General features: G+C 66.2%; 20 protein-coding genes. 15 read left to right on the forward strand and 5 right to left on the reverse strand.

What is annotated here, in order from left to right; all coding sequences use genetic code 11:
• Positions 1 to 9: 9 nt before the first annotated feature.
• Positions 10 to 1749 (forward strand): CocE/NonD family hydrolase, encoded by a 1740-nt coding sequence (locus ABLG96_RS10885; RefSeq protein WP_353647415.1) that lies wholly within the window; start codon positions 10 to 12, stop codon positions 1747 to 1749.
• 385 nt (positions 1750 to 2134) lie between these two features.
• Here ABLG96_RS10885 and ABLG96_RS10890 read toward each other — a convergent pair whose 3' ends face one another.
• From ABLG96_RS10890 to ABLG96_RS10900, 3 genes are all read right to left on the reverse strand, one after another.
• Complete coding sequence (locus tag ABLG96_RS10890; protein WP_353647416.1) at positions 2135 to 3040, reverse strand: alpha/beta fold hydrolase; 906 nt, start codon at positions 3038 to 3040, stop codon at positions 2135 to 2137.
• A gap of 12 nt (positions 3041 to 3052) precedes the next feature.
• Positions 3053 to 3520 carry a hypothetical protein gene (locus ABLG96_RS10895; RefSeq protein ID WP_353647417.1) on the reverse strand — a complete coding sequence of 156 codons (468 nt, stop codon included), beginning with the start codon at positions 3518 to 3520 and terminating at the stop codon, positions 3053 to 3055.
• A 114-nt stretch (positions 3521 to 3634) separates the two neighbouring features.
• Positions 3635 to 4318, reverse strand: a complete 684-nt coding sequence (locus tag ABLG96_RS10900; protein ID WP_353647418.1) for a GntR family transcriptional regulator — start codon at positions 4316 to 4318, stop codon at positions 3635 to 3637.
• Positions 4319 to 4422: 104 nt separating this feature from the next.
• Here ABLG96_RS10900 and ABLG96_RS10905 point away from each other — a divergent pair, with 104 nt between their 5' ends.
• From ABLG96_RS10905 to ABLG96_RS10935, 7 genes are read left to right on the forward strand one after another with little or no spacing between them, the layout of a single operon-like run.
• Positions 4423 to 6849 (forward strand): pyruvate dehydrogenase, encoded by a 2427-nt coding sequence (locus tag ABLG96_RS10905; protein ID WP_353647419.1) that lies wholly within the window; start codon positions 4423 to 4425, stop codon positions 6847 to 6849.
• A gap of 20 nt (positions 6850 to 6869) precedes the next feature.
• Positions 6870 to 7481, forward strand: a complete 612-nt coding sequence (locus ABLG96_RS10910) for a VOC family protein (protein ID WP_353647420.1) — start codon at positions 6870 to 6872, stop codon at positions 7479 to 7481.
• Between the two features lie 5 nt (positions 7482 to 7486).
• Positions 7487 to 8581, forward strand: coding sequence for an amidohydrolase family protein (locus tag ABLG96_RS10915; RefSeq protein ID WP_353647421.1), 1095 nt, complete (start codon positions 7487 to 7489; stop codon positions 8579 to 8581).
• Between the two features lie 7 nt (positions 8582 to 8588).
• On the forward strand, positions 8589 to 10214 hold the full coding sequence (locus tag ABLG96_RS10920; protein ID WP_353647422.1) for an FAD-dependent monooxygenase: 1626 nt from the start codon (positions 8589 to 8591) through the stop codon (positions 10212 to 10214).
• A gap of 37 nt (positions 10215 to 10251) precedes the next feature.
• Positions 10252 to 11124, forward strand: coding sequence for a fumarylacetoacetate hydrolase family protein (locus tag ABLG96_RS10925; protein WP_353647423.1), 873 nt, complete (start codon positions 10252 to 10254; stop codon positions 11122 to 11124).
• Positions 11121 to 12023 (forward strand): NmrA family NAD(P)-binding protein, encoded by a 903-nt coding sequence (locus ABLG96_RS10930; RefSeq protein WP_353647424.1) that lies wholly within the window; start codon positions 11121 to 11123, stop codon positions 12021 to 12023. The genes ABLG96_RS10925 and ABLG96_RS10930 overlap by 4 nt, the downstream gene beginning before the upstream one ends.
• Positions 12020 to 12766 (forward strand): SDR family NAD(P)-dependent oxidoreductase, encoded by a 747-nt coding sequence (locus ABLG96_RS10935; RefSeq protein WP_353647425.1) that lies wholly within the window; start codon positions 12020 to 12022, stop codon positions 12764 to 12766. The genes ABLG96_RS10930 and ABLG96_RS10935 overlap by 4 nt, the downstream gene beginning before the upstream one ends.
• Positions 12767 to 12873: 107 nt before the next feature.
• Here ABLG96_RS10935 and ABLG96_RS10940 read toward each other — a convergent pair whose 3' ends face one another.
• Both ABLG96_RS10940 and ABLG96_RS10945 read right to left on the reverse strand, forming a co-directional pair.
• Positions 12874 to 13569: an FCD domain-containing protein gene (locus ABLG96_RS10940; protein WP_353647426.1), complete on the reverse strand. Its 696-nt coding sequence runs from the start codon at positions 13567 to 13569 to the stop codon at positions 12874 to 12876.
• An 87-nt stretch (positions 13570 to 13656) separates the two neighbouring features.
• Positions 13657 to 14814, reverse strand: coding sequence for a DUF3500 domain-containing protein (locus ABLG96_RS10945; RefSeq protein ID WP_353647427.1), 1158 nt, complete (start codon positions 14812 to 14814; stop codon positions 13657 to 13659).
• A 184-nt stretch (positions 14815 to 14998) separates the two neighbouring features.
• Here ABLG96_RS10945 and ABLG96_RS10950 point away from each other — a divergent pair, with 184 nt between their 5' ends.
• The 7 genes from ABLG96_RS10950 (at position 14999) to ABLG96_RS10980 (ending at position 23745) form a co-directional block, all read left to right on the forward strand.
• Positions 14999 to 16066: a zinc-binding dehydrogenase gene (locus ABLG96_RS10950; protein WP_353647428.1), complete on the forward strand. Its 1068-nt coding sequence runs from the start codon at positions 14999 to 15001 to the stop codon at positions 16064 to 16066.
• The gene (locus ABLG96_RS10955) at positions 16063 to 18459 is read left to right on the forward strand and encodes a CocE/NonD family hydrolase (RefSeq protein ID WP_353647429.1); all 2397 of its coding nucleotides are present in this window, start codon (positions 16063 to 16065) and stop codon (positions 18457 to 18459) included. The genes ABLG96_RS10950 and ABLG96_RS10955 overlap by 4 nt, the downstream gene beginning before the upstream one ends.
• On the forward strand, positions 18456 to 19820 hold the full coding sequence (locus tag ABLG96_RS10960) for an acyl-CoA dehydrogenase family protein (RefSeq protein WP_353647430.1): 1365 nt from the start codon (positions 18456 to 18458) through the stop codon (positions 19818 to 19820). The genes ABLG96_RS10955 and ABLG96_RS10960 overlap by 4 nt, the downstream gene beginning before the upstream one ends.
• Positions 19821 to 19871: 51 nt before the next feature.
• Complete coding sequence (locus tag ABLG96_RS10965) at positions 19872 to 20414, forward strand: nuclear transport factor 2 family protein (RefSeq protein WP_353647431.1); 543 nt, start codon at positions 19872 to 19874, stop codon at positions 20412 to 20414.
• 289 nt (positions 20415 to 20703) lie between these two features.
• A complete protein-coding gene (locus tag ABLG96_RS10970; RefSeq protein WP_353647432.1) occupies positions 20704 to 22170 on the forward strand; it encodes an MFS transporter in 1467 nt (488 codons plus the stop codon).
• Positions 22171 to 22197: 27 nt separating this feature from the next.
• On the forward strand, positions 22198 to 22764 hold the full coding sequence (locus ABLG96_RS10975) for a TetR/AcrR family transcriptional regulator (RefSeq protein WP_353647433.1): 567 nt from the start codon (positions 22198 to 22200) through the stop codon (positions 22762 to 22764).
• Positions 22765 to 22812: 48 nt separating this feature from the next.
• On the forward strand, positions 22813 to 23745 hold the full coding sequence (locus ABLG96_RS10980) for an SDR family NAD(P)-dependent oxidoreductase (protein ID WP_353647434.1): 933 nt from the start codon (positions 22813 to 22815) through the stop codon (positions 23743 to 23745).
• The last annotated feature ends 98 nt before the right edge of the window (positions 23746 to 23843 follow it).

Consider the following 23843-nt stretch of genomic DNA (forward strand, 5'->3'; position numbering starts at 1 on the left):
GAGCACGTCATGGTTGACGACCAGAAGCTGTACACCGCTTCGCATCCGCTGCCGGCGCCCAGGACCGGGCAGCTGACCCCCTTCGAGCCGGGCACCCGCACCCTGGAGGCCGGGTTCCAGCTGGCCCCCCAGTTCAAGCCGCTCCCGGTCGACATCGTCCTGGACAAGGACGTCGCGGTGCAGCTGCGGGACGGCGTCACCATCCACGTCGATGTGTTCCGCCCGGCCGGCACCGAGCCGGTGCCGGTGCTGGTGGCGTGGAGCCCGTACGGGAAGGGTCAGGGCAGCTCGGTCAGTGTGATGGGCGTGTTCGGACTGGTCGGTCTCGGCAACGAGATCGTCTCGGGGCTGGAGAAGTTCGAAGCTCCAGATCCGGCGTACTGGTGCGCCCAGGGCTACGCCGTCTGCAACCCGGACATCCGCGGCGTGGTCGACTCCGAGGGTGACAGCGTGCTGTGGGACCGGCAGGAAGGACTGGACTGCTACGACCTCATCGAATGGTTGGCCGTCCAGGACTGGTGCACCGGCAAGGTCGGCATGAGCGGCACCTCCTATCTGGCTGTCGCCCAATGGTTCGCCGCTGCCGAGCAGCCGCCGCACCTGGTCGCGATCAACCCGTGGGAGGGTGTCAGCGACGTCTACCGCGACCTCGTCCTCCGCGGCGGGATGCCGGACACCGGTTTCGCCCAGCAGCTGCAGGACGGCAGCTTCTTCGGAAAGAACTCGAAGGAGGACATCCTCGCCGAAGTCGAGCGGTACCCGCTGATGACCGATCTGTGGGAGAACAAGATCCCCGCGTTCGAGAAGATCACCGTGCCTGCCTACGTGGTCGCCAGTTACTCCAACACCCTGCACACCGCCGGCACGTTCCGGGCCTGGCGCCGGATGGCCTCCGAACAGAAGTGGCTGCGGATCCACAACACGCAGGAGTGGCCCGACTACTACGACGAGGCGAACGTGGAGGACCTCCGCCGCTTCTTCGACCACTACCTCAAGGGTGTCGACAACGATTGGGAGACAACGCCTGTCGTTCGCTACTCGCTGCTCGACCTCGGCGGAGGCGACCGGGTGGCACTGCCGGCCGAGGCGTTCCCACCCGCCGATGTCACGTCGACCAAGTACTACCTCGACGGTCGCACCCGGGCACTGACGACCACTGCTCCGACCGCCGAGGTCCCGGTGGCATACCAGGCGGACGGGAACCCTGCCGCTGCCTCCTTCATCACCCGCTTCGACCAGGAGACCATGCTTGCGGGATACCCGAAGGCACACCTGTGGGTCGAGGCCCGAGGTGCAGACGACATGGACCTGTTCGTACTCATCCAGAAGCTCGACGCCCACGGCACCCCGCTGCAGGCCTTCACCGTGTCGAACCGGAGCCCGATGGCTCACGACCTGACCGACCACGGCGCGACCATCCTGCGCTACAAGGGATCCGACGGCCGTCTCCGCGTATCGGCCCGACACCTCGACGAGACCCTGGCGACGGCGGACGTCCCGGCCCACACCTTCGACCGGGTCGAGAAGCTCACGGACGGCCAGGTCGTCGACATCGAGATCGACCTGCTGCCACTGGGTCTGCTCTTCCGCGCCGGCGATCAGCTGCGGTTCATCGTCAGCTCCCGCAACCTGCTCGGCACCCTGATGCCAGGCATCCGCGAGTACGTCGGCGCGAACGCGGGAACGCATGTCATCCACACCGGAGGCGACCGAGCCTCCTACTTGCAACTGCCGGTACAGGAGAACTGATCAACTGCCAGACGCTGATGGTGCGCCCGCTCGAGGGTGGGCCACCACCAGCCCGGTTGCACTGTGTCGGCGGGGTTCAGAAGTTGCTGAGACCCGCAGGCTGCTCGACGGCAGTGTCGGTCCGCGGTGACTGACGCTCGACGCGTGGAGGCGTGGAGGCGTGGAGCGTCGACGATGTGTCCGTGGCCGACGGCGGCACATGACTGGTTTCGCGCCACATGTGCGAGAACAGCATTCGTGACAGGAAATCGTGCCTGGGGGCGGGCTGTCCTCTGTGCGGGGTGTGGGTTGCTCGAAGACCGGAGGCAGACTCTCGGGACATGCCGCAGACACCGACCGCTCGGCTCCCGACAGGCTGCCCTGGGAAGGCTCAGCCGAGGTGCCTTCAGGTCAAGCAGCATTCCAACGCGAAGGACAGTTGCCCGACCTGGAAAGCCGCGCCGGCCCGGTGGAAGTCGATGCAGTGGCCCGAACCGGGCTGGATGCGGCTGTCCACGGAAGGTGCGGCGGTGAACCCGGTGCGGAAACTGTCGATCTGACCTGGGTCAGTGATCCACAGGTGATCGAACTCGCCCTGCCGGTGATGGACAGGAACGGGTACCTCGGCACAGAACGCAGCACGGCCGGCGATCCAGGTGCCGGTGATGTCGAGCAGTTCCGCCTTGGGCACCAGCGCATTTGACGGGTGACTGGCGGCAGGCATGTCCGGGCCGTAGCTGCCGGCGGGCCCGAACATCACTTGGTCCTTCATCGGGGTGGGCAGGTCGATCATCGGAATGTCGGGAAGTGACTCCCACGCTGCGCGGGACTGCTGAGGCACCGACACCAGGCAACCGGAGATCGCAATGCCGAGCAGGGGCCAGCTCTGCGGACGGGCCGCGATGGCGGTGACGACTGCGGCACCGATGGAGTGCCCGACCAGAACGATTCCGCTGGTGTCCGCTCCGTACTCGGCCCAGATCTCACCCAGCACCTCACCCAGGACGTCCGCATTGGCCACGATGATCGACCCGTCGGTTTCCAACGGGCTGCTCCCTGCGTAGTTCGGACGATCCAGGGCAATGACGGGAATGTCGAGGTCGGCGCCGCGACGGAGCAGGGAGTGTCCGGCGATGTCGAAGTATTCCGAGGTGTACGTGCCTCCGTGGAGCGCGACGACCAGCGGTACATCAGGGCGTGCGGCCCGCCTGAGGTGCCGGTTGGATCGGCCGCTGATGACGAATCCGGCGGCCGGACCGGCTCCGGTGACCGTGTGGGTGAGTGGCGTCGACGACGATGTCGGTGCAGTCATGGCAGGCTCCTGTCAAGATGATGCGGGGCTCGGAGGGCTGACGGCGCCCGCAGGTGGGAGATCCAGCGCGGCGCGCACATGCTGCAGCGACGCGAGGGCGGCCGGCATGTCGCGCAGCGCGTCGCGAAGCTTGAGAATGCCGGCGCCGCGCGACTCGGGCGGAATGTCCCCGCCGCGGGGAATCACCAGAAAATGAAAATGCGAGAAGTTCTCGCCGAAACTCATGAAGTACACGAATTCAACGGCCAACGCCTTCTTGATGGCGGCAGAGAGCTGGGCGCAGCGGCCACCGAACTCAGCAAGCTCGTCGGCGGTGAGTTCGTTCCAGCCCTCGGCGTGGCGGCGCACTCGCAGGATGTACCACCCCGGCACTTCATAGCCTGCAGCGACCTCGCACGACCACCGTTCGTCGCGGAACAGCACAGCACCCGCAGCTGAGTCCTCGAGCTCGCACGGGAGACAGCCGATCATCGCGGTCATACCATCTCACCGAGCGCCGGCATCTGCATCGTCGTCTCCGCCTCTCTATCGGTGCCTCGCTACGATATATCCTCGGACTCTAGATGCTGTCCCGAATCCAAGCAATACCTTGCGTCAGGCGCGCTCCCACTGGCGGATGTGCCGGAGAATGCGTCGCTCGTTCGCTTCTAGATGAGCGGTCAAAGCTTGGGTCATGACGTCCGGGTCGGCTCCCAGTGCCGCATCCAACAGCAACTGGTGCGTCTGATGGCGCCGGTCCCGTTCCTCGTCGGTGATCTGGGTCGGGTCGAACACCAAGTGGGTGTATCGCTCCGCTGCCGTCCACAGGGTCTCCAACATCCGGTCGTCCCACGCAGTGGCGGCCGGATGCACCAAGGCTGCGTGGAAGTCGTAGTGCGCCTGCCAGGCGAGTTCGGGATCCTCGTCGCGGCTGCTCTCGAGGAGCCTCCGGAGGGTTGCGCGGCGTGCGGGGTCGTGATGGCCGGCCGAAGCGGCCGCCAGCGGCAGCTCGATCACGTATCGCAGTCGGTAGATGGCCTGCAAGTCCGCCACGGTCAGGGACGCCACTTCGGCGCTCCGGGCAGGGCGCAGAATGACCAGGCCTTGAGATTCCAATCGGCGTAACGCTTCACGGATCGGAATGTGACTGACACCGAGTTGGACCGCCAGGTTCCGGATCGAGAACTGCTGACCGGGCGCCAGCGATCCGGTGAGTACCGCACGCCGGATCTCAGCGGTCACCAGATCGACCGCCGAACTGTTCTGCGGTCGAACGGATCGAACCTGCTGGTCTGCCACCGGGGGCCACCTCCTTCGAGGACGTCAGGATTGCATGCTTCAGTCTTGCGACCCCGCAGATCGCTGGCTAGGATATAGCGTATATCTTCGACGAGGGAGTCGCGATGCACAGTCCCACGGAGCAATCGGCGGCCGTGTATCCGTCCGTGCGAGCTCGGTCCACAGGCGAGCAGGACGTGCTGTCGGAGATCGAGCGCAAGATCCTGTGGATCTCCACGGCTGTCATCGACGCCGCGAACGGCATGGCCCGGAAAGACCCGGACGGCTTGAAGGTCGGCGGCCACCAAGCGTCCTGCGCATCAGCGGTCAGCCTCATGACCGCCTTGTGGTTCACCGAGCTCACCGCAGCAGACCGCGTGTCGGTCAAGCCTCACGCCTCCCCCGTTCTGCATGCGATCAACTATCTGCTGGGCGAGTTGCGTGCCGAGCAACTCGAGACGCTGCGCGCGCTGGGCGGCCTGCAGAGCTACCCCAGCCGATCGAAGGACCCCGATACCGTTGACTATTCGACCGGCTCCGTCGGGATCGGCGCAACGGCACCTCTCTGGGGAGCGATAGCCCGTCGCTACGCGGCCTCCGTGGCCACTGTTCCTCACTCGGTCAGCAGCGCGGCACCACCGGTGACGAGCGCGATCGTCGGACGTCAGTTCAGCATCGTGGGCGACGCCGAACTGGATGAGGGTGCCGTGTGGGAGGCGATCCTCGATCCGATGGTCTCCGATCTCGGCGAAATTGTGTGGATCGTCGACTTCAACCGGCAATCACTGGACCGCGTGGTGCCCGACATCTCGGCCGTCCGGCTGCAGGCGATGTTCCGTGCGGCCGGGTGGCAGGTCATCACCCTCAAGTACGGCCGGCTGCTGACAGAGCTGTTCCGTCGGCCGGGCGGCGAGCTGCTCGAGCGGCGCATCGACGAGATGTCCAACCCGGAGTTCCAGCGGCTGCTGCGCTGCTCTCCCGCCGAGTTGCGCGAGCGACTCCCCGGCGCCGACGAAGGGCGGGAGGCGATCAAGGAATTGCTGGCAACGGTGGCCGACGCGACCCTCCACGACGTCATCACCGGCCTCGGTGGCCACGACATTGCGGGCTTGATGGATGCCTTCGAGCAGATCGAGGACCACCGCCCCACCATCATCTTCGCCTACACCATCAAGGGCTATGGACTGCCGAGCGCTGGACACCCGCAGAATCACTCCAACCTGCTCACCTCGGATCAACTGTCCTTGCTCTCCCGTGCGCTCGGTGAGAACACCGACGACCCCTGGCGGGCTTTCACACCCGGATCGGCCGCGGATCTGGTGTGCAAGGACGTCAGTGCCCGGCTGCAGCGACCGACCGTCCCCCCGCCGTCACCGCCGGTGGTCCCCACCGATTTCGGCCGCACCCCCGGCAGCCGGAGTTCGACCCAGCAGTCACTGGGTCGGTTCCTGCTCGACCTGTCCCGCCTGGCCCCCGACGTAGCCCGCCGGGTGGTGACGGTGGCGCCGGACGTGGCCTCCAGCACCAACCTCGGGGGATGGCTGAACAAGGTAGGAGTCTGGTCTCCGGCCGCACGCACCGACTGGTTCGCCGACGACGCCGAAACCCTGCTCCACTGGGATGAGCGCCCGAGTGGTCAGCACATCGAACTGGGTATCGCCGAGGTCAATCTGGTCGGTCTGCTCGGTGAGCTCGGATCCACCTGGAGTCGGTGGGGCCAGACCCTGCTGCCGATCGGCACGCTGTACGACCCGTTCGTCACCCGGGCGCTGGAGCCGTGGTCGTTCGGCGTGTACGCGGGCGGGCAGTCCATCATGGTCGGAACTCCTTCCGGAGTCACGCTGGCCGCCGAGGGCGGCGCGCACCAGTCGATCATCACCCCGTCCATCGGTCTGGAGCAGCCCGGGGTGGTGGCGTTCGAACCGGCCTTCGCACACGAAGTCGAGTGGTGCATGCTCGATGCGTTGAGCCGCCTGGGACACCGGGACGGATCTTCCAGCTACTTGCGCCTCTCCTCCCGCGTTCTCGATCAGACGTTGGCGGCAGTGCCGGTCGATCCCGCCGCCCGTGAACGACGTCGCCGGCAGGTCGTCGGCGGCGGCTATGCGCTCCGGAGGGCACCGCGCCCTGACATCACCCTGGTCGGCATGGGGGCGATCATGCCCGAGGTGCTGAGCGCCGCAGCGCGCCTGCAAGAGCTGGGATTGGCCGCCGACGTCATCTGTGTCACCAGTGCCGATCGCCTCTACCGTGCATCGCGTGCAGTGCGCGGCTACGGCGACGGAAATCCCTCGGTGCTGTGGCAGGCTTTTCCGGCCGATCGAGCCGTGCCGATGGTCACCGTCCTGGATGGACATCCACACACCCTGTCGTTCCTCGCCACGGTGCACGCAGTGCCGAGCATCAACCTCGGCGTCACCGATTTCGGCCAGACCGGGACCCTGCAAGAGCTCTACCGGCTGCACGGCATCGGTCCCGATGCGATCGTCGGTGCCGCTCTGGATCTTCTGGACCCCCCGACGCAGTCCACATCCGCCGACACCGCCCGCTGAATCCTCGAAGGAGAGAATCGATGCCCGAGAACAAGGCCACGAACTACCCGGTCAACCCACCGAAGCTGCACCACACCACCTTCACCACACTCCGCATGGACCAGATGGTCCAGTGGTACGGCCTGGTGTGTGGGCTCCGCCCCGTCTTCCAGAGCGATGAGGCGTCCTGGATGACCAACGATGCGGCAAACCATCGGATCGCGCTGCTGTCCCCCCCGGGATTGAAGCATCCCACCGACAAGGGTCACGAAACGGGGATCCATCACACTGCATTCGAGTTCGCGACGTTCGACATGTGGCTCAACAACTACATCCGACTGCGGGACCACGGCGTCCTGCCGTTCCTCACTCTGGACCACGGCATCACGATGTCGGTCTACTACCAGGATCCCGACGGCAACGGTGTCGAGATCCAGGTGGACGGATTCGGCGACTGGGCCGCGTCCAGCGAGTGGATAGCGACCGCGCGGGAGTTCGCCGCCAACCCGATCGGGATCTTCTTCGACCCGGAGAAGATCGTGCTCGCTCGCGAGGAGGGCATGTCCTTCCAGGAGATCCACGAGCGGACGCGGGCAGGCGAGTATTTGCCGGCGACCATTCCCGAAGACATCTTCCTGCCCGAGGTCTGGTGAGCTGAGTGCGTGCACTGACGATCACCAACGCGAGAGTCTTCGACGGAACCCGGCTGAGCGAGCCACGGTCAGTGCGGATCATCGATGGGCTCATCGACGAGTCCCGCGCCGGAGCAGCTCACGACGAGGTTGTTGATGCCGAGGGCGGCGTACTTCTGCCAGGTCTGATCGACGGGCACGTCCACATCGACGACCCCGGCCAGACCCTCACATTGGCCCGATGGGGTGTGAGCACCGCCCTGGACATGGGGGCCAAGGACCCCGGTCTGATCAGAGAATGCCGCGACCAGACGGGTCGGACCTCGCTGCGCAGCGCAGGATTTCCGGCCGGGCCGGTGACCGGAACCCACATAGCTCGGCTCGGCTATCCCGCCTGGATCGCGATCGCCGAGGCTGATGACGCCGTCGGCTGGGTCGCTCAACGGGCAGCGGAAGGATCGGACTACATCAAGGTGCTGCTCGAGCCTCAGATCCCCGGGCAGCCCGAGCCGCTCTCCCCCACCACTGCCGCGGCAGTGGTGGACGCCGCCCACGCCGGCGGTCGACGGGTCGTCATGCACACCACGACCGTGGACACCGTCCGGATCGCCGTCACCGCCGGCGCAGACGTCTTCACCCACTCGCCGCTGGCCGGCGCACCCGACGCCGAATTGGTGCAGCAGATCGTGGATGCTGACACGGTCGCCGTTCCAACCCTGTCGATGATGAAGGCGCTCGCTGACCATTGGCCATTTCCGGTGCGTCCGCCCGAGGTTGCCTTCGAGAACGCTTTGGCGTGGGTCGGGGCCCTGCACCGTGCCGGGGTGAGCATCGTGGCCGGGACCGACGCGAATGCAGACCCGGCCACCCCTGCTCGGGTGCCCCACGGCGAATCCCTGCACGACGAACTCGCCTTGATGGTGGAGGCGGGACTCACCCCGGTCGATGCCCTCCGAGCCGCAACCGAGGTCTCCGCGAACCGGTTCGGGCTCAGCGATCGCGGTGCGATCCGCTCCGGCTTACGGGCTGACCTCCTGCTGGTGGCCGCAGATCCGACGGTCGACATCGCCGCGACTCGCGACATCCGCGGCGTCTGGATCGCCGGCGAGAGAGTCCGGTGAGCGGAGCATGATCAGTACCCCGGTGCTGGTGGTCGGCGGGGGTCCCGTCGGACTGACCGCGGCCCTGGAACTGGCGCACCACGGCGTCGCGAGTGTGGTCCTGGAACCCCGCGTCGTCGTTGACCACCAACGGCCCCGGGCCAAGACGACGTCCGCGCGCAGCATGGAGCTGTTCCGGCGAACGGGGGTGGCAGCAGAGATCCGGCGGCGAGCCGCGCTCCCCGCAGCGTGGTCGCACGAGATCCGCTTCTGCACGACGGTGTTGGGCGCAGAGGTCACCCGGATGAGCCACACCCTCGGTCTGGAACTGATCGATTCCCCGCTCACGTCCGAGTCCGCGCAACAGGTGACCCAGCCCGTAGTGGAGGAGGCACTCCGAGCAGTGATCGCCGAGCAACCCCTGGTGCGGACCCTGTTCGGGTGGCAGGCCAACACGATCACCTTGGCCGGAGACCGCCGCCAGGTACGGGTGCTGGACGGGTCGGGTGAGTCCGACGACATCGAGTTCCGGTACCTTATCGGCGCCGACGGATCACGGAGCGTCGTCCGGGAGGCGTTGGGGGCCCACTATGTCGGTGCACCAGGCGGTCGACCCAACGTCAACATCACGTTCCGGTCCGAGCAGCTCCGAGACCGGCTCTCCGGCACGCCTGCCGTGCATCACTGGGTGCTCAATCCCGCCGCTCCCGGCGTCGTGGGCGCTCTTGACCTGGCCGGCACCTGGTGGGCCATCGCCACCGGCACCGCATCGATCGCCGACGACGACGAGGCAGCCGCACTGGTCCGAGCACTGGTCGGCGACGACATCGATGTCCGGATCATTGCCACCGACCCCTGGCAGGCGCGCTTGCTGCTGAGCGACTCCTACGGCCGCGACGGCGCCTACCTGGTGGGTGACGCGGCCCACCAGAATCCGCCGTGGGGTGGCCACGGATTCAACACCGGGGTCGGGGATGCGGTGAACCTTGCCTGGAAGATCGCAGCGGTGCTCAACGGCTGGGCACCACCGGAGCTCCTGGACAGCTACGAAGCCGAACGCCGCCCGGTGGCCGAACGGACCATCGAGCTGGCCGCCGTCAACATGCGGGCACTGCCGATCGAACTCGGGAACCCGGCCATGACCACCGCCGGCCTCCCCGGCCAAGCCGCTCGCGAGGCTGCGGCCACCGCCATCGAGAGCGTGAAGCGCTCCGAGTTCTACAGCCTGGGTCTGGTCCTGGGCCATACCTACGGGCCGGATCCGGCGGCCCACTCCTCCAGCACCGAGATCTACCAACCCCAGGTACAACCGGGAAACAGGCTGCCGCACCAACGATCGATGGATGGGCAGTCCTTGTACGACCTGCTCGGCCCGGAATTCACCGTCCTCGGTCCAGCGGAGGCGGCCGGGCCGCTGGTCACAGCGGCTGCACAGCTCGGGGTCCCCCTGATGCAGGTGGATCCGCAGCAGAACCACTTCGCCGCAGTGGACGGAACCAGGGCGGTGCTCGTGCGGCCGGACCAACACATCGCCTGGGTCGGCCAGCCGTCCGCACCCGACACGGACGACCGATCGGAGTGCCACCCGCGGGACATCATCAGAACGGCACTCCGCGGCTTCAACCCCCCGAAGACCCCCGCCGCGACACCCTGAGCGCGCGGCGGCCGCCAGACGAGCTGAAGGAAACAACATGCGCATCGCCAACATCGCCGGCCGACTGAACCTGGTCGACGGTCCACTCGCCGTCGACGTCCAGACCACCAGCAGTTCGACGTTCGAGGCCGATCCCGCGGCCGTGTACGCACGGTGGCACGAGTTCGCCACCTGGGCCGCCCGTCAGGACGTCCGTCACTCCACAGCAGCAGTGGCCTTCGATCCGAGCCGGCTGGGTGCGCCATCGCCGAGTGCGCGACAGGTGTTCGGCATCGGACTGAACTACGCCGACCACGCAGCGGAAGCAGGTCTTCCGATCCCGCAGCAACCGCTGGTCTTCACCAAGTTCGCTTCCTCTGTCACCGGCCCGCAGACCGACGTCGAGCTCCCCGGTGACACGGTCGACTGGGAGGCGGAACTGGTCGTGGTCATCGGTCAGGGCGGCCGACACATCGACGTACCCGAGGCCGCAGCCCGGATCGCCGGCTACACCGTCGGGCAGGACATCTCAGAGCGGACCGTCCAATGGCAGGGTGAACCCGCACAGTTCAGCGTCGGGAAGTCCTTCGCCGGATTTGCCCCAACGGGGCCCTTCCTGGTCACCCCTGACGAGTTCGAGGATCCGGCTCGCCTCCATCTGTCCTGCACCATCACCGATTCCGCCGGCTCCACCACCACCGTTCAGGACGGATCCACCGAACAGCTGATCTTCTCGATTCCAGAACTCGTCAGCAGGCTCTCCCAGATCGTGGAACTGCTGCCCGGAGACCTGATCTTCACCGGCACCCCGCCGGGTATCGGAGCGGCCAGGAAGCCTCCGAGGTTTCTGACGCCCGGAGATGTCCTGACCACCGAGATCGACGGCATAGGGCGTTTGGTGCAACGATTCATCACCGCCGGGCACCGATGATCCTGGTGACCGCTGCGGCCGGCAACCAGGGTCGGCAGCTGATCCCGAAGCTGGTCCGGTCCGGCGAGCAGGTCCGTGCTTGTGTGCAATCGGAAGCCTCCGCCCGGCGCCTGCGATCGGCCGGAGTGAGCGAGGTCCTGATCGGCGACCTCGGCGATCCACGGGTCCAGGTCGAGGCGGTACGCGGAGTCCGGAGCGTCTATCACGTCGGACCGACCGCCCACCCGCTGGAGCGCCGGATGGGGATGGGCCTGGTGGATGCGGCACGCGAGGCGGGCGTTGGCCATTTCGTGTTCAGTTCGGTCCTGCACGCCATCACCACCGATCTGGTCCAACACGAGATCAAACGCGACGTCGAGGAACACCTGCTGTCGTCGGGGTTGGAATTCACCATCCTGCAACCGTCGAACTACATGCTGCCCCTCAAACTCAAGCCGGCCTTCGAGCGAGGGGTTTTCGAGCTCTCCTGGTCACTGAGCAGGCGCCAGTCCCTGGTCGACCTCGCCGACGTGGCCGACGTCGCACGACTGGTACTCACCGATGCGGCTGCTCATGTCGGAGCGACGTATGAGCTGGCGGGGCCGGGTCGTTACACAGCGCACGAACTCGGTGCCATCATCTCTTCCGTACTGGGACAACCGATCGAGGTCCGTGAGATCGACGCCGACACCTATTTGGCCGCGTGGTTCGGCGACGCGGATCCAGCTGCCTTCCCCCACCAGGCGCGCATGCTCCGCGCCATCTCCACCAGATACAGCAGCCACGACTTCGTCGGAAACCCCAACGTGCTGAACTGGCTACTGCGCCGGGCACCGACCACTTTCGAGCAGTACGTCCGCCGAGAGCTCGAACAGTTCCGCACCGACAACCCCACGGCCGCACCTGGAGAATCACCATGAAACTCGATGGGCGCACCATCCTGATCACCGGCGGCGGATCCGGCATCGGTCGTGCGCTGGCCCACGAGCTGCACCAACGTGGCAACCAGGTGATCATCGCGGGTCGACGCGGTGTGGCCCTCGACGCGGTCACCTCGACACACCCGGGGATGACCTCGTTCCTGCTGGATGTGTCTGATCCCGCGAGCATCGCCACGGTCGTGCCCGCAATCCTGGCCCGGCACAGCACCCTCGATGTGCTGATCAACAACGCCGGCATCATGGTCGGTGACGACATCACCGGACCCCTGCGGGACGCCGAACTCGCCGACATCGTGTCGACGAATCTCCTCGGTCCCATACGTATGGTTTCTGCGCTGATAGATCACCTGAAGACGATGCCGACCGCCACCATCATCAACGTGACGTCCATGCTCGGATATGCACCGCTCGCAACGTCCGCTCAGTACAGCGCCACCAAAGCGGGTCTGCACTCCTACACCCTCTCCCTCAGACATCTGCTCGAGGAGACGTTTGTCGACGTCGTGGAGATCGCGCCGCCCTACACCCGCACCCCGCTGATGGATGTCAACCTCACGGACCCCAGGGCCATGCCGCTGGATGAGTTCATCGCCGAGACCATCGTCGTCCTCGAAACCGACAGCCCAGAGGCATATGTCGCACGTGCCCGTGAGCGCCGCGACGCACTGCGTCCCCGCGAGATCGAAGCGACTCGCCAGTTCAACGACGCCATGTCGCTCTGACGGCACGGAGCCCGTCGTGGTGGCTGCTGGCTTTCGCAGCAGAGCCGAACCTCCCAGGCCGTACCGAGAACCACGCCGTGGCGCAGAGTCAGCTGTGTCGCTGAGGTTCAGAAGTTGCTGAGACCCGCATGCTGCTCGACGGCGATCTTGGTCCGGGGTACGTCTCCGGAAACGATGGCTTCGACGAGCTCTTCATGGATCTCGAAGCGATCCTTGAGCCAGGTGGCAGCAGAGACAGGATCGTCGTCGTGCCGGGCGGCCACGGCATGTTCGCGGACGAACCGCATCATCGACAGGTACAGCGCTGACCCGGTCTGGTTCGGCGAGATCTGCGCGATCCGTTCGTGCAGGTCCCAGTTGGCCAGGAGGAACTCGGTACGTCCTCGGCCGGCGGCAACCTGCAGCCGTCGCACGAGCTTGCGCATGGCGGTGATGTCCCGCGAGGTCCTGTGCTCGGCGGCGTCCACGTCGATGAGCACTTCGAGTGCTTCACGAACGGCGACCGCCTCGGCCACCGAAGCTGGAGCGTCCGTGACAGCGAGCAGCGTGTGTCGGATGCGGACCATCGGGCCGGCGGCGGTCGCGAACAGTCCCCCGCTGCGCCCAGGCCGGATTTCGGCGAGGCCGCGATCGGTGAGGATGCGGATCGCTTCGGCCACGGTCGAGCGAGCGAAGCCGGTGCGGGTCTTGAGTGCATCGATGGTGCCGATGAGTTCGCCGGGTTTGAACTCTCGGTCGAGGATCTGTTGCTCGATCTCGCCGGCGAGGACCTGAGCGCGGGTCTGTGCCACGAAGGAGGTCATGTCGGGAGCCTAGCAACGGTCATAACCGTTGCTCGTGTTTCTGCGGCTGCGGTAGGAATGCGGCCCGGGTCCGTGTCGGCATGTGTTTCACCAGGACCAGTCGTTGGCCATCAGTTCGGTGCCCTCGCTCGACGTCGTACGACTGGTGAGGTGATCGCCGTGCTCGGCGATGCGCGCGAGATACTTCTCGTGCGCAGCGGCGGCGAAATCCTGATCGAAGTCCCTGATCACCGAATGGATGTGATTGCCGCTGTCGACTGCGTTGACCATTTCGATCAGGAGGGCTCGGGTCTGCACCCGGAAGTAGTGCGGCACGCCCCGGGTCGTTCCGCCCGCCCAGGCGAAGTGGATCGTCGCGGGACCGTCGGCGTCGATCCCGGTCCGGTACTCGGCGGCGACCGAGTCCGACACGCGTTGCAGGTAGGTGTCGATCAGCTGCATCAGGACGTCCAGCTGGTGTTCCTCCAGCTGATCGGCGCGGATCCCGGACGGCTGGTTCCGGTTCAGTGCCAACGCTTTTCGATCGGCGGTGGTGATCTGGTACTGCGGCATCCCCAGGTCGTAGTGGTCGGGGTACTCCAGGGCGCCGATTCTGGGAACCTGCCTCGACACGAAGTCCGCGGGGGCGGTGTCGTGGATGACCGCGGTGGAGCGCTGTCGCTCATCGAGGGTCTCCAGCAGTTGGAAGCCCAGACCTTCGTCCTCTGCCAGCGGATTGAGCACGCCCGCATCGAGCGCGGGTTGCTGCCCCAACGCGCTGGGTGTCATGGAGATCCAGCGCTGGTTGACGATCGTGACATTGAGGCACACGTGATGACCGAGGAAGCGAAGCGACCAGGTGTCCTCGAACCCGGGCCGCCCGAAGATGGAGAAGAAGTAGGAATCGGACGTGCGCCACAGCGGTGCCGCGACACCCAGGAACTGCGCCTCCCGCGCCCGCAGCACGTGCTCCAGCTGCATGATGGCCAGGATCTTGGTGAAGACCTCTTCGGACACGGTCAGCCGGATCAGGTCCAGCAGCACCACTTTCTGGTGCCGGTCCAGTTGATGCAAAGAGACACCGATGCGGTCCGGCTTGGGGATGATGTCCCAGTCGAGCCGGCGCGGATCGTCGAAGGCGAACAGGGAACCTGCTCGCTGATCTGCTGAGAACGTGTCGAGCAGACCGATGACGCCGACCAGTAGCTTCTGGATGGTGTGCGCGTCCTCATGCAGGTGCTCGGGCGGATCGGAACTGGGCGTCACGGCTGACCTTCCGTCGAATAATCAAAGCATCATAACCGTTCGCATGGTTTGGGGGAAGACGGGTGCGACCGACAGCGCGCACTGCACCGCCGACGACGAGGTTGGCGACCGCCCTTGACAGCGGTACAGCTCCGTCGCATACTCGAGAAACCATCATAACCATTTAGGTATTAAGGGAGTCTGCGTGAGCCTCCGGGACGCCGTGCGGTCGCGCGACGAAGCAGCCGCCGAAACAGCTGCCGCCGTGGTCGACCGCCCCGGAGCTGCACCTCGACTCGACTCGATCGCGATGGCTCCCCGGACCGCGGGCACGACGCTGCTGTCCGTGCTTGCAGCCCCACTGAACCCGCTGGATCTGTTGATCGCATCAGGCGCCTTCCATTCCGCGCGGCATGAGGTCCCCTACGTTCCCGGCAGCGAATGCGTCGGAGTCGTGCAGGAGTCGGACATCCACCCGGCGGGATCGTTGGTGTACGCCGAACGCCGTGCCTCACCAACAACGCCGGGCACATTCGCGGACCGCGTTCTGGTGCGCGACGCGGACGTCCTGCCATTGCCGGCCGGTGTCGATGCTGTGCGCGCTGCCGCTGTCGGCAACTCGGGTGTGGCCGCCTGGCTGCCGTTGATCGAGACCGCCGGACTCCGTACCGGCGAGACCGTGGTCGTGCTCGGCGCCACCGGTGCTGTCGGACAGCTCGCGGTGCAGATCGCCCGCCGACACGGTGCTGGTCGAGTTATCGGCGTCGGTCGCGATCAGGCTGCACTGCAACGACTTCTCATCCTGGGCGCGGACGCTGTCGTCGATCTGCGTCCCGATGAGAGCGAAGCTGCCTTGTCGGCGCGGATGGCCGAAGCCACTGCCGGGCCCGTCGACGTCGTCCTGGACGGCTTGTACGGCCTTCCGCTCCAGGCTGTGCTGCCACTGTGCGCACAGCACGCCCGGGTGGTCAACATCGGAAACTCGGCCGGGTCGACAGCGACCATTCCCGCGGGCCTGCTGCGCGGCAAACAGATCCAGCTGTCGGGCTTCGCCGGCCTGCACACAGAGCTGAAGGACAAGCAGCGTGCCCTGGCCTGGCTGTGGGCCGCGCTCGGACGCGGGGACCTGTACGTCGACGTCCGCACCGTTGCCCTCGCCGATCTGCCCGAAGCCTGGGAGGCCCAGGCGTCCTCCCCGCACGTCAAGCTCGTTGTACTGCCGGGCGATCGCCAGTCGAACCTCCACCGAAACCCATCGGGAGCTCTGTCATGACCGCGACCCCAGACACCATCCATCACCCGGGAAACGGAGCGGCGGAGCAGGCTTCGGCTGCATCCGGGACCGCGGCCGTCGAGGTCTCCACCGTGGTCGAGTCACTCACCGGAGTCTTCGCCGGGCCGATCCGCGGTCTGGCCTTCCGGACCCCGACCGAGCGAGGTCTGACCGACGAGCGCGGCAGCTTCCGCTACCGGCAGGGCGAATCTGTGACGTTCCTGGTCGGCGGCCTGGTCCTCGGCAATGCGGTGGGCGCACCGCGGGTGAACCTGGCCCAACTGGTCAACCGGGTGGACGGCAAGATGGAGCGGCTCCGCGATCCCATCGTCACCAACCTCGCCCGTCTCGTGCACACTCTGGATCACGACGGAACAGTGGAGTCGGGGGTCACCATCGCGCCCGCTGTCCACGAAGTCGTGGGGCCCATGGTCCTCAACTTCAACCAGGCAGACACCGACGCTGCTGACGTGGCACCTTCGGCTGACGAGTCCGGAACCGCAACCCGGATGGTGTCCTTCAGCGGCGATCGATCCGCTGCGTTCGCCGCCGACCCGGCCGTCGTCGCCCTGCTGGACACGCTGAACGCAACCGAAGGCGCCTTCAGTGGCAACTCTCCCCGCTCCCTGCAGAACGCGGCAGCATCCCGTAATGAGCTGCGCCGCAACATCCGCGGCATCATCAAGGCGACCGATGTGCAGATCCCGCTGCGAGACGGCTCCTACGTGTGTGCCGATGTCTTCCGACCGGACGACGGCAGCCAGCACCCGGTCGTCATGAACCAGGGCTTCTACGGCAAAGCGTTCGACCACGGCTGCATCGGGAATGCTGCCGACGCCGAGCGCAAGGAGATACTCGAGGACCGCTACTTCTCCGGCAACCCGGACGGCCTGCAGTACGAGAACCACGAAAGTGTCGACTCCTCGGTGTGGGTGCCCGAGGGCTACGTGTGCATCCGTGTCGACGCGCGCGGGGTCGGCAACAGCCCCGGCCTGCAAGCCCCCTTCAGCGTGCAGCAGGCCGAGGACTACTACGACGCCATCGAGTGGGCCGGCACCCAGGACTTCTCGAACGGGAACGTCGGCCTGTGGGGAATGTCGTACCTGGCCATCACCCAGCACACCGTCGCCAGCCTGCAGCCACCACACCTCAAGGCCATGGTCGCCATCGGTACCGATGCCGACCTCTACAACGAAGCCTTCTACGGTGGCGGCCTCTACGGTGAGGGATTCTGGGGCTGGTGGCGAAAGGCCATGGCAGGCACCAACTTCACCGGCGAACGGCAGGAGACCGACTGGATGGCGCAGATGCTGGCCACTCCGTTCAACGACCCGGCAGCCTACGGCGCCCAGGGCTCGATCTTCATGCGCCCCGAGCTGGAGAAGGCCACAGCCCCCGTGTGGATCGTCGGCCCGCAGACGGGTGTGGTGATCCACCAGCTCGGCAGCAGCGAAACCTTCCTGCGTTCCACCGGCGCTCAAGCCAAGCGGTTCGACTTCGTGGACGCCTGGTTCACCCACAGCTACCAGCAGTCCACGATCGCCGAGCACCAGCAGTTCTTCGACCACTGGCTGGGCGGTGCGGACAACGCAATCATGGACGCGGCCCCCGTCCGGGTTCAGGTCAGGACCGGCAACGGCGGGCACTTCGTCTCCGAGGAGTCCGAATGGCCGATCGCCCGGACCACCTATCCCCGTTGGTATCTCGACGCGACCCCGTCGGACTGGAGCGGCGACGACCGCCGGCAGGACTTCCTGCGCATCACCACCGAGGCGCCGACTGCCGCAGCGAGCGCGGACTACGACGCCCACCTGGACATCGGCCGACCGTCCATGGCACCGGTCGGATCGATCGGCGGAACACCTCGCTGGTCCACCGGTGTCTCGTTCATCAGCGACCCCATGACGCAGGACCTGGTGCTCGCCGGCTACCTGAAGGTAGGGCTGTGGGTGTCCTCCACCAGCGCCGACATGGATGCGTTCGTGTCGTTGCGTGTGCTCGATGAGAACGACCGCGAGATCCGCTACGAATCCCTGGTCCCCCCTGTCGACCCGTCCAGCATCCACCCGGTCGGCCACGGGTTGCTGAAGGTGTCGCACCGCAAGCTCGACGAGTCGCGATCCACCGACTACTGGCCGGTGCACACCCACCTGGAAGCAGACCACCGACCGCTGACACCTGATGAGATCGTGGCCGTCGAGATCGGTCTCAACCCGAGCAGCGCCCTGATCCGCAAGGGATGCCGGCTCAGGATCGATGTGCAGCCCTACTCAGCCGCCGGGGTGCCGGCCCGCGCCTACGACGAGAGCTACCACGTCGGGGCCAGGAACACCGTGTACACCGGTCCCGAGTATCCGAGCTATCTGCAATTGCCGATCGTGCCGAACCGATGAGCACCACGGCCGCCGCCACCACGCCACGCCAGGGCGCATCGCGTAGCCCGATCGAACCCGCCCACCAGGAGATGAACACGATGGTTGCCACTTACGTCGAGCACGACACCGACCGAACCGTCCAGGTGATCCTGGAGAAGGTGCGGGCTCTCGGTCCCACGCTCCGTCAGCGAGCACCGGAGGCGGAGCAAGCCGGCAGGCACTCCGATGAAACCATCGCGGATCTGGACGCGACCGGCGTCTTCGACATCGGCAGCCCAGCGGAGTACGCCGGGACTGAGCTGACCGTCCGTCAGCAACTGGACGTCGTCACCGAGGTGGCGAAATGGGACGGGTCGGCCGGATGGACCGTGTGGGTCGGGGCTTCGACGAACTGGATCCCGGCCGGATCGGGTGCACGTGTTGTCGAAGAGGTCTACGGCCACCCGTGGGTCGGCCCGCGGGTCGCCGGCTCGAGCCATTTCCCCGCCACTCGCGGGCGGGTGGAGCGAGTCCAGGGAGGATGGCTGATCTCCGGCGGACCATGGACCTTCGGCAGCGACTCACTGTGGGCGCCGTACACCAACCTGGGCTGCATCGCCGATGAAGGCGACGGCCAGTACCTGGTCGGCGTGCAGGTTCCGCGGGACGAGCTGGAGTTCCTGGACGATTGGAAGGTCGCCGGCATGCGCGCGACCGGCAGCGTCTCCTGCAAGCTGGCCAAGGGTGAGCTGTTCGTCCCCGAGTACCGAGGCGTGGATTTCCGCGACGTGACGGGCCAGAAGCTGGACAACGGTCTGCGGGGCTCGATCTGGAAGGCACCGACGCTCGGATGGGCGTTCAGCCTGATGGCCGGCATGTCGATCGGCATCGCACAGGGTGCACTGGATCGGTTCCTGGAACGCTCCGACGGGCGACCGATCCGCGGCACCACCTACAAGAACCAGCTCGAAGCGCCCTTGACGCACCTGATGCTCTCCGAGGTGCACTCCAAGATCCAGTCGGCCACGCTCATGGCGGAGGCGAACGCGGCCGAGACAGACCGACTCGGCGAGCTGGCCGCTGCCGGTACTCCGGCCGATCCGGAGTACCTGCAGAAGTTCAGCGCCCGGGTCCTGGTCGAGACCGCGTACTGCGCGAAGTGGTGTGCGGAAGCGATCGAGTTGCTGCAACGCAACTCCGGGTCGACCGCCATCATGGACTTCGAACCGATCCAGCGGTCCTGGCGCGATGCTCGCATCATCACCCTGCACGGTGCGCTGAATCTGGAGGCACTGTCGGAGAACTACGGCCGACTGATGGCCAGGCTCGCACCGCACAACTTCGCCGGCATCACCACACTCGACCGATTCGCCCCGACACCGGTGACCAAGGTCAGCTGACCAACCGCACCCAACTGGACACTCCCTCCCCGAGATGCAAGGAATCCCAGCATGATCGAGCACGACAAGGCCGCCATCATCGAAGCGCTCAACCTGTATGCGTTCGCTCTGGATGCCCGCCAGTGGGACCTGTTCGACCTGGTGTTCACCCAGGACGTGCGGGCAGAGTTCGGCCCGGCCGGCACCGGGTGGCGCGACCTGACGGCATTCAAGCAAGGATTCGCAGAGTTCCACGACACCCTCGACAGCCACCAGCACACGATGTTGGGGCAGCTCGTCACCGTCGACGGCGACACCGCCCACGCCTTCAGCTACGGCAACTGGCTGCTCGTCCGACATGCTGCCGACGGTGGCCCCACCTGGACCGGAACCGGCTGGTACGACGACGTTCTCATCCGAACCGAACAAGGCTGGCGCATCTCACACCGGGTCTGCAAGCTGCAGTCCTGGTCGGGTAATCCGCGCGTGCCCGAACCCATCGGCACCCAGAACCCCGACATGCAGATGAACGTGCTCCACGACTTCGCCGCCGATGGTCGGATTGCTTTCCTCGATGCCGTCAAGGCTCGGGGGGGTTTCGGCGCCACCACCTGACCTGCCGCACTGACCTTCGGTTCACCACGCGCCGGCACAAGGCTGCGCCACAGCGGATTTCGCCCTGGACGACTGGATGCGCCGCAGAAGTCGCTGTCTGTTTCGCTGCAGTTCGTGCCGTCCTCCCGACTCTCAGGAACGGGACCAGCACCACCTGTATGCCGCTGCTCACACCAGCGCCCCAGCGCTCTCGGCTGCGCACACCCGGACGGCATCCATCCGCCCGCGTGTGCAGCAGGCGTTCAGCACCACCACCTCGACGTGACCCCACAATGACGCGGAGATCCTCATGTCCACAGCAGTCGTGCACACGAAGCAACCGAGGAAGGCCGCCGTCGCCGCCTGGGCCGGCAGTTCGCTGGAGTACTACGACTTCTTCCTCTACGGGACCATCGCCGCTCTGGTCTTCCCGAAGATCTTCTTCGACCCGTCCGATCCCACCACTGCCACCCTGGCTTCGTTGGCCACCTTCGGCGCCGGTTACCTCGCCCGGCCGGTCGGATCGCTGCTGCTGGGCCACATCGGCGACAAGGTGGGTCGCAAGAAGGTCCTGGTTGGCACCTTGCTGCTGATGGGCATCTCCACGTTCCTGATCGGCTGTCTTCCCACCTACGGCACCATCGGTATCTGGGCTCCGGCGTTGCTCGTTGTCCTGCGGTTGTTGCAGGGCCTGTCTGCTGCCGGCGAGCAGGCCGGCGCCAGCTCGATGTCGTTCGAACATGCACCCGATCACCGCCGCGGGTTCTTCACCTCATGGACCCTGTCCGGCACCGTCGGAGGCCAGGTCCTGGCAACTGCCGTGGTCCTCGTCCTGTCGGCAAACCTCTCCCCCGCCCAGCTGCTCAGCTGGGGTTGGCGGATCCCGTTCTGGCTGAGCGCAGTCGTCGTCCTCGTCGGCTTCCTGATCCGCCGCCGACTCGCCGAGACACCCGCCTTCGAGGTGCAGGCCGAGAAAGGAAAGGTCGCCGCAGTTCCCCTGAAGGTGCTGTTTCGCGACCACCGCAGAGGCCTGGTGCGAGTGTTCTTCGCCGCCTTCATCGGCTCCGTCGGAACCCTGTTCAACGTCTTCGGCCTGGCTTTCGCCACCGGACCCGCCTACGGGAACGGCATCAGCATCACCAGCATGCTGTGGCTGTCACTGGTCTCGAACTTCGTGGCGATCTTCACCATCCCGCTGTTCGGCGGGCTGTCCGACCGGATAGGGCGCAAGAAGATCTTCATCACCGGGATCGCGGGATCCGCAGTGTCACTGTCCGTCTTCTTCTGGGCCATCACCACCGGAAGCCTGCCCCTGGTGTTCATCACCGGCATCGTCTTCAACGGTCTGACTTTCGCCATGGTCAACGCAGCTTGGCCCGCCACCTACGCCGAGATCTTCCCGACCAGGGTCCGGTTGTCCGGCATCGCGGTCGGCACCCAGTTCGCGTTCCCGCTGGCGGGCTTCACCCCGACGATCGCGGTTGCCCTCGCCGGCGGATCCGCGAATGGCTGGGCGGCCGCCGCAGGCCTCGGTGCAGTGATTTGCTTGATCGCTGGAATCTCAGTGGCTCTCGGCCGGGAGACGTTCGCAACGCCCGCAGCAGAGCTCGGCACACACCGCCCCCTCGCGGAGACGTCAACCCCAGCCGCGCACCCCGCGGCTCCCGAAAATTTCGAGGCCATCGCTCGTCAGATCGAGGGATCCCGAGCGCCCGACGCTCGTGTCACCCCTGAGACGCACCGGGCCTCCGGAAGTCCAACAGGATTGCTTGACTGAGTAATCACTCTCTTATACTGTTGGATCATGGCCAGACCACGAAGTGAGGACCGCCGCAACGCCATCCTGGGAGCGGCGAGCCGGGTCGTGGCCACTGAAGGGCTCGGCGCGTCCACGTCAGGGATCGCCCGCGAAGCCGGCGTCTCGAACGGTTCGTTGTTCGTCTACTTCGAGACCAAGTCGGTCCTGCTGAACGAGCTCTACGTGTCCCTCAAGACCGAGATGGGGGCAATGGCAGTCGACGGGCTGCCCGACGGGAGTGATCCTCACGATCAGGTCCGTCACCTGTGGGACCAGTGGATGCGTTGGGCCACATCACATCCTGACAAGCGGCGTGCCCTCGCCCAACTAGCCGTCTCGGACGACATCACCGCTGAGAGTCGACAGGCCGCGCGTTCCGGGTTCGGTGGCATCGCAGAACTCCTGGACCGCTGCAGGCAACGCGGGCCGGTCCGTGACGCCCCGCTCGGGTTCCTGCTCGAAATCATGAACGCGATGGCCGACGCGACTGTCGATGCCATCCAGCGGCACCCCGACCACGCCGAGGAGTACAGCCGGATCGCGTTCGACGCTCTCTGGCGCGTCCTGGGCTGACGCACTCCACCCGCTGACCGAAACCCCACAGAACGACAAGGACCCATCATGACCACCCCTGCAGCAAGATCTCCCAATGACAAGGCGTGGATCATCACCGGGCCGACGTCCGGCATCGGCCACCGCACCGCTCTGCAGCTGGCGAAGCACGGAACAGTCGTCCTGGTCGGACGCAGCACGAACAAACTCAACGAAGTTCAACAGGAGATCCTCGCCGCAGGAGGGCGCGCCATCAGCGTTGTGTGCGACCTGGGCGACATCTCCAGCGTCCGTCGGGCCGCCGCCGACATCGTCGCGCTGGGCCTGCCGATCGCGGGCCTGCTCAACAACGCCGGCACTTCACCGACAGTCCCGTTCCGGTCACCCCAGGGCTGGGACGGCACCTACGCCACCAACCATCTGGGCCCCTTCGCCTTCACCGAAGCACTCCTCCCCCATCTTCCCGATCACGCCCAGGTGCTGTTCATCGCGTCAGCCGTCGAAGACCCCAATCGCGGACCAGCCAGGATGGCAGGCTTCCGGGGCGCCCGGTACATCTCCACTGAGGCCAGCAGCAGAGGCGTATGGCTCTCGCCCGGCGGATCGAAGCTCCCCGGCGCAGACGCCTATGCCACCTCGAAGCAAGGCAATCTCGCCACCGCCCTCGCCTTTGCCCGTGAGAACCCACGACTGCGCATCAACGCTGTCGAGCCCGGCTTCAGCCCCGGCTCCAACCTCGGTCGGGACGCCAACATCGCAATCCGCCTGCTGTCGAAGTGCGTGCTCTCACCCATCGCGCCGCTCGTGAAGTACTGGAGCACCCCCAAACGTGCTGCGCGGGTCATCACTTCGATCCTTGTCGCAGACAGCACTGCGAGCGGTGTCTACTTCGACGAGAAGGGCCGGCCCATGACCGGATCCGACCAGGTGAGCGATCCCGCTTTCCAGGACCGAGTGGTCAGCGAGACACGCGCCCTGCTCGGCACCCTCGAGTCGAACTGACCGATTGGCACAGCAGCCGGACTGCCCGGGGCCACCCGGGCCAGTCATCACAAGCTCCCCGTGCAGATCCGGGCTCTTGCAGCACCCCACGGCCCCTC

This window comes from Nakamurella sp. A5-74 (assembly GCF_040438885.1).
GTDB lineage: Bacteria > Actinomycetota > Actinomycetes > Mycobacteriales > Nakamurellaceae > Nakamurella.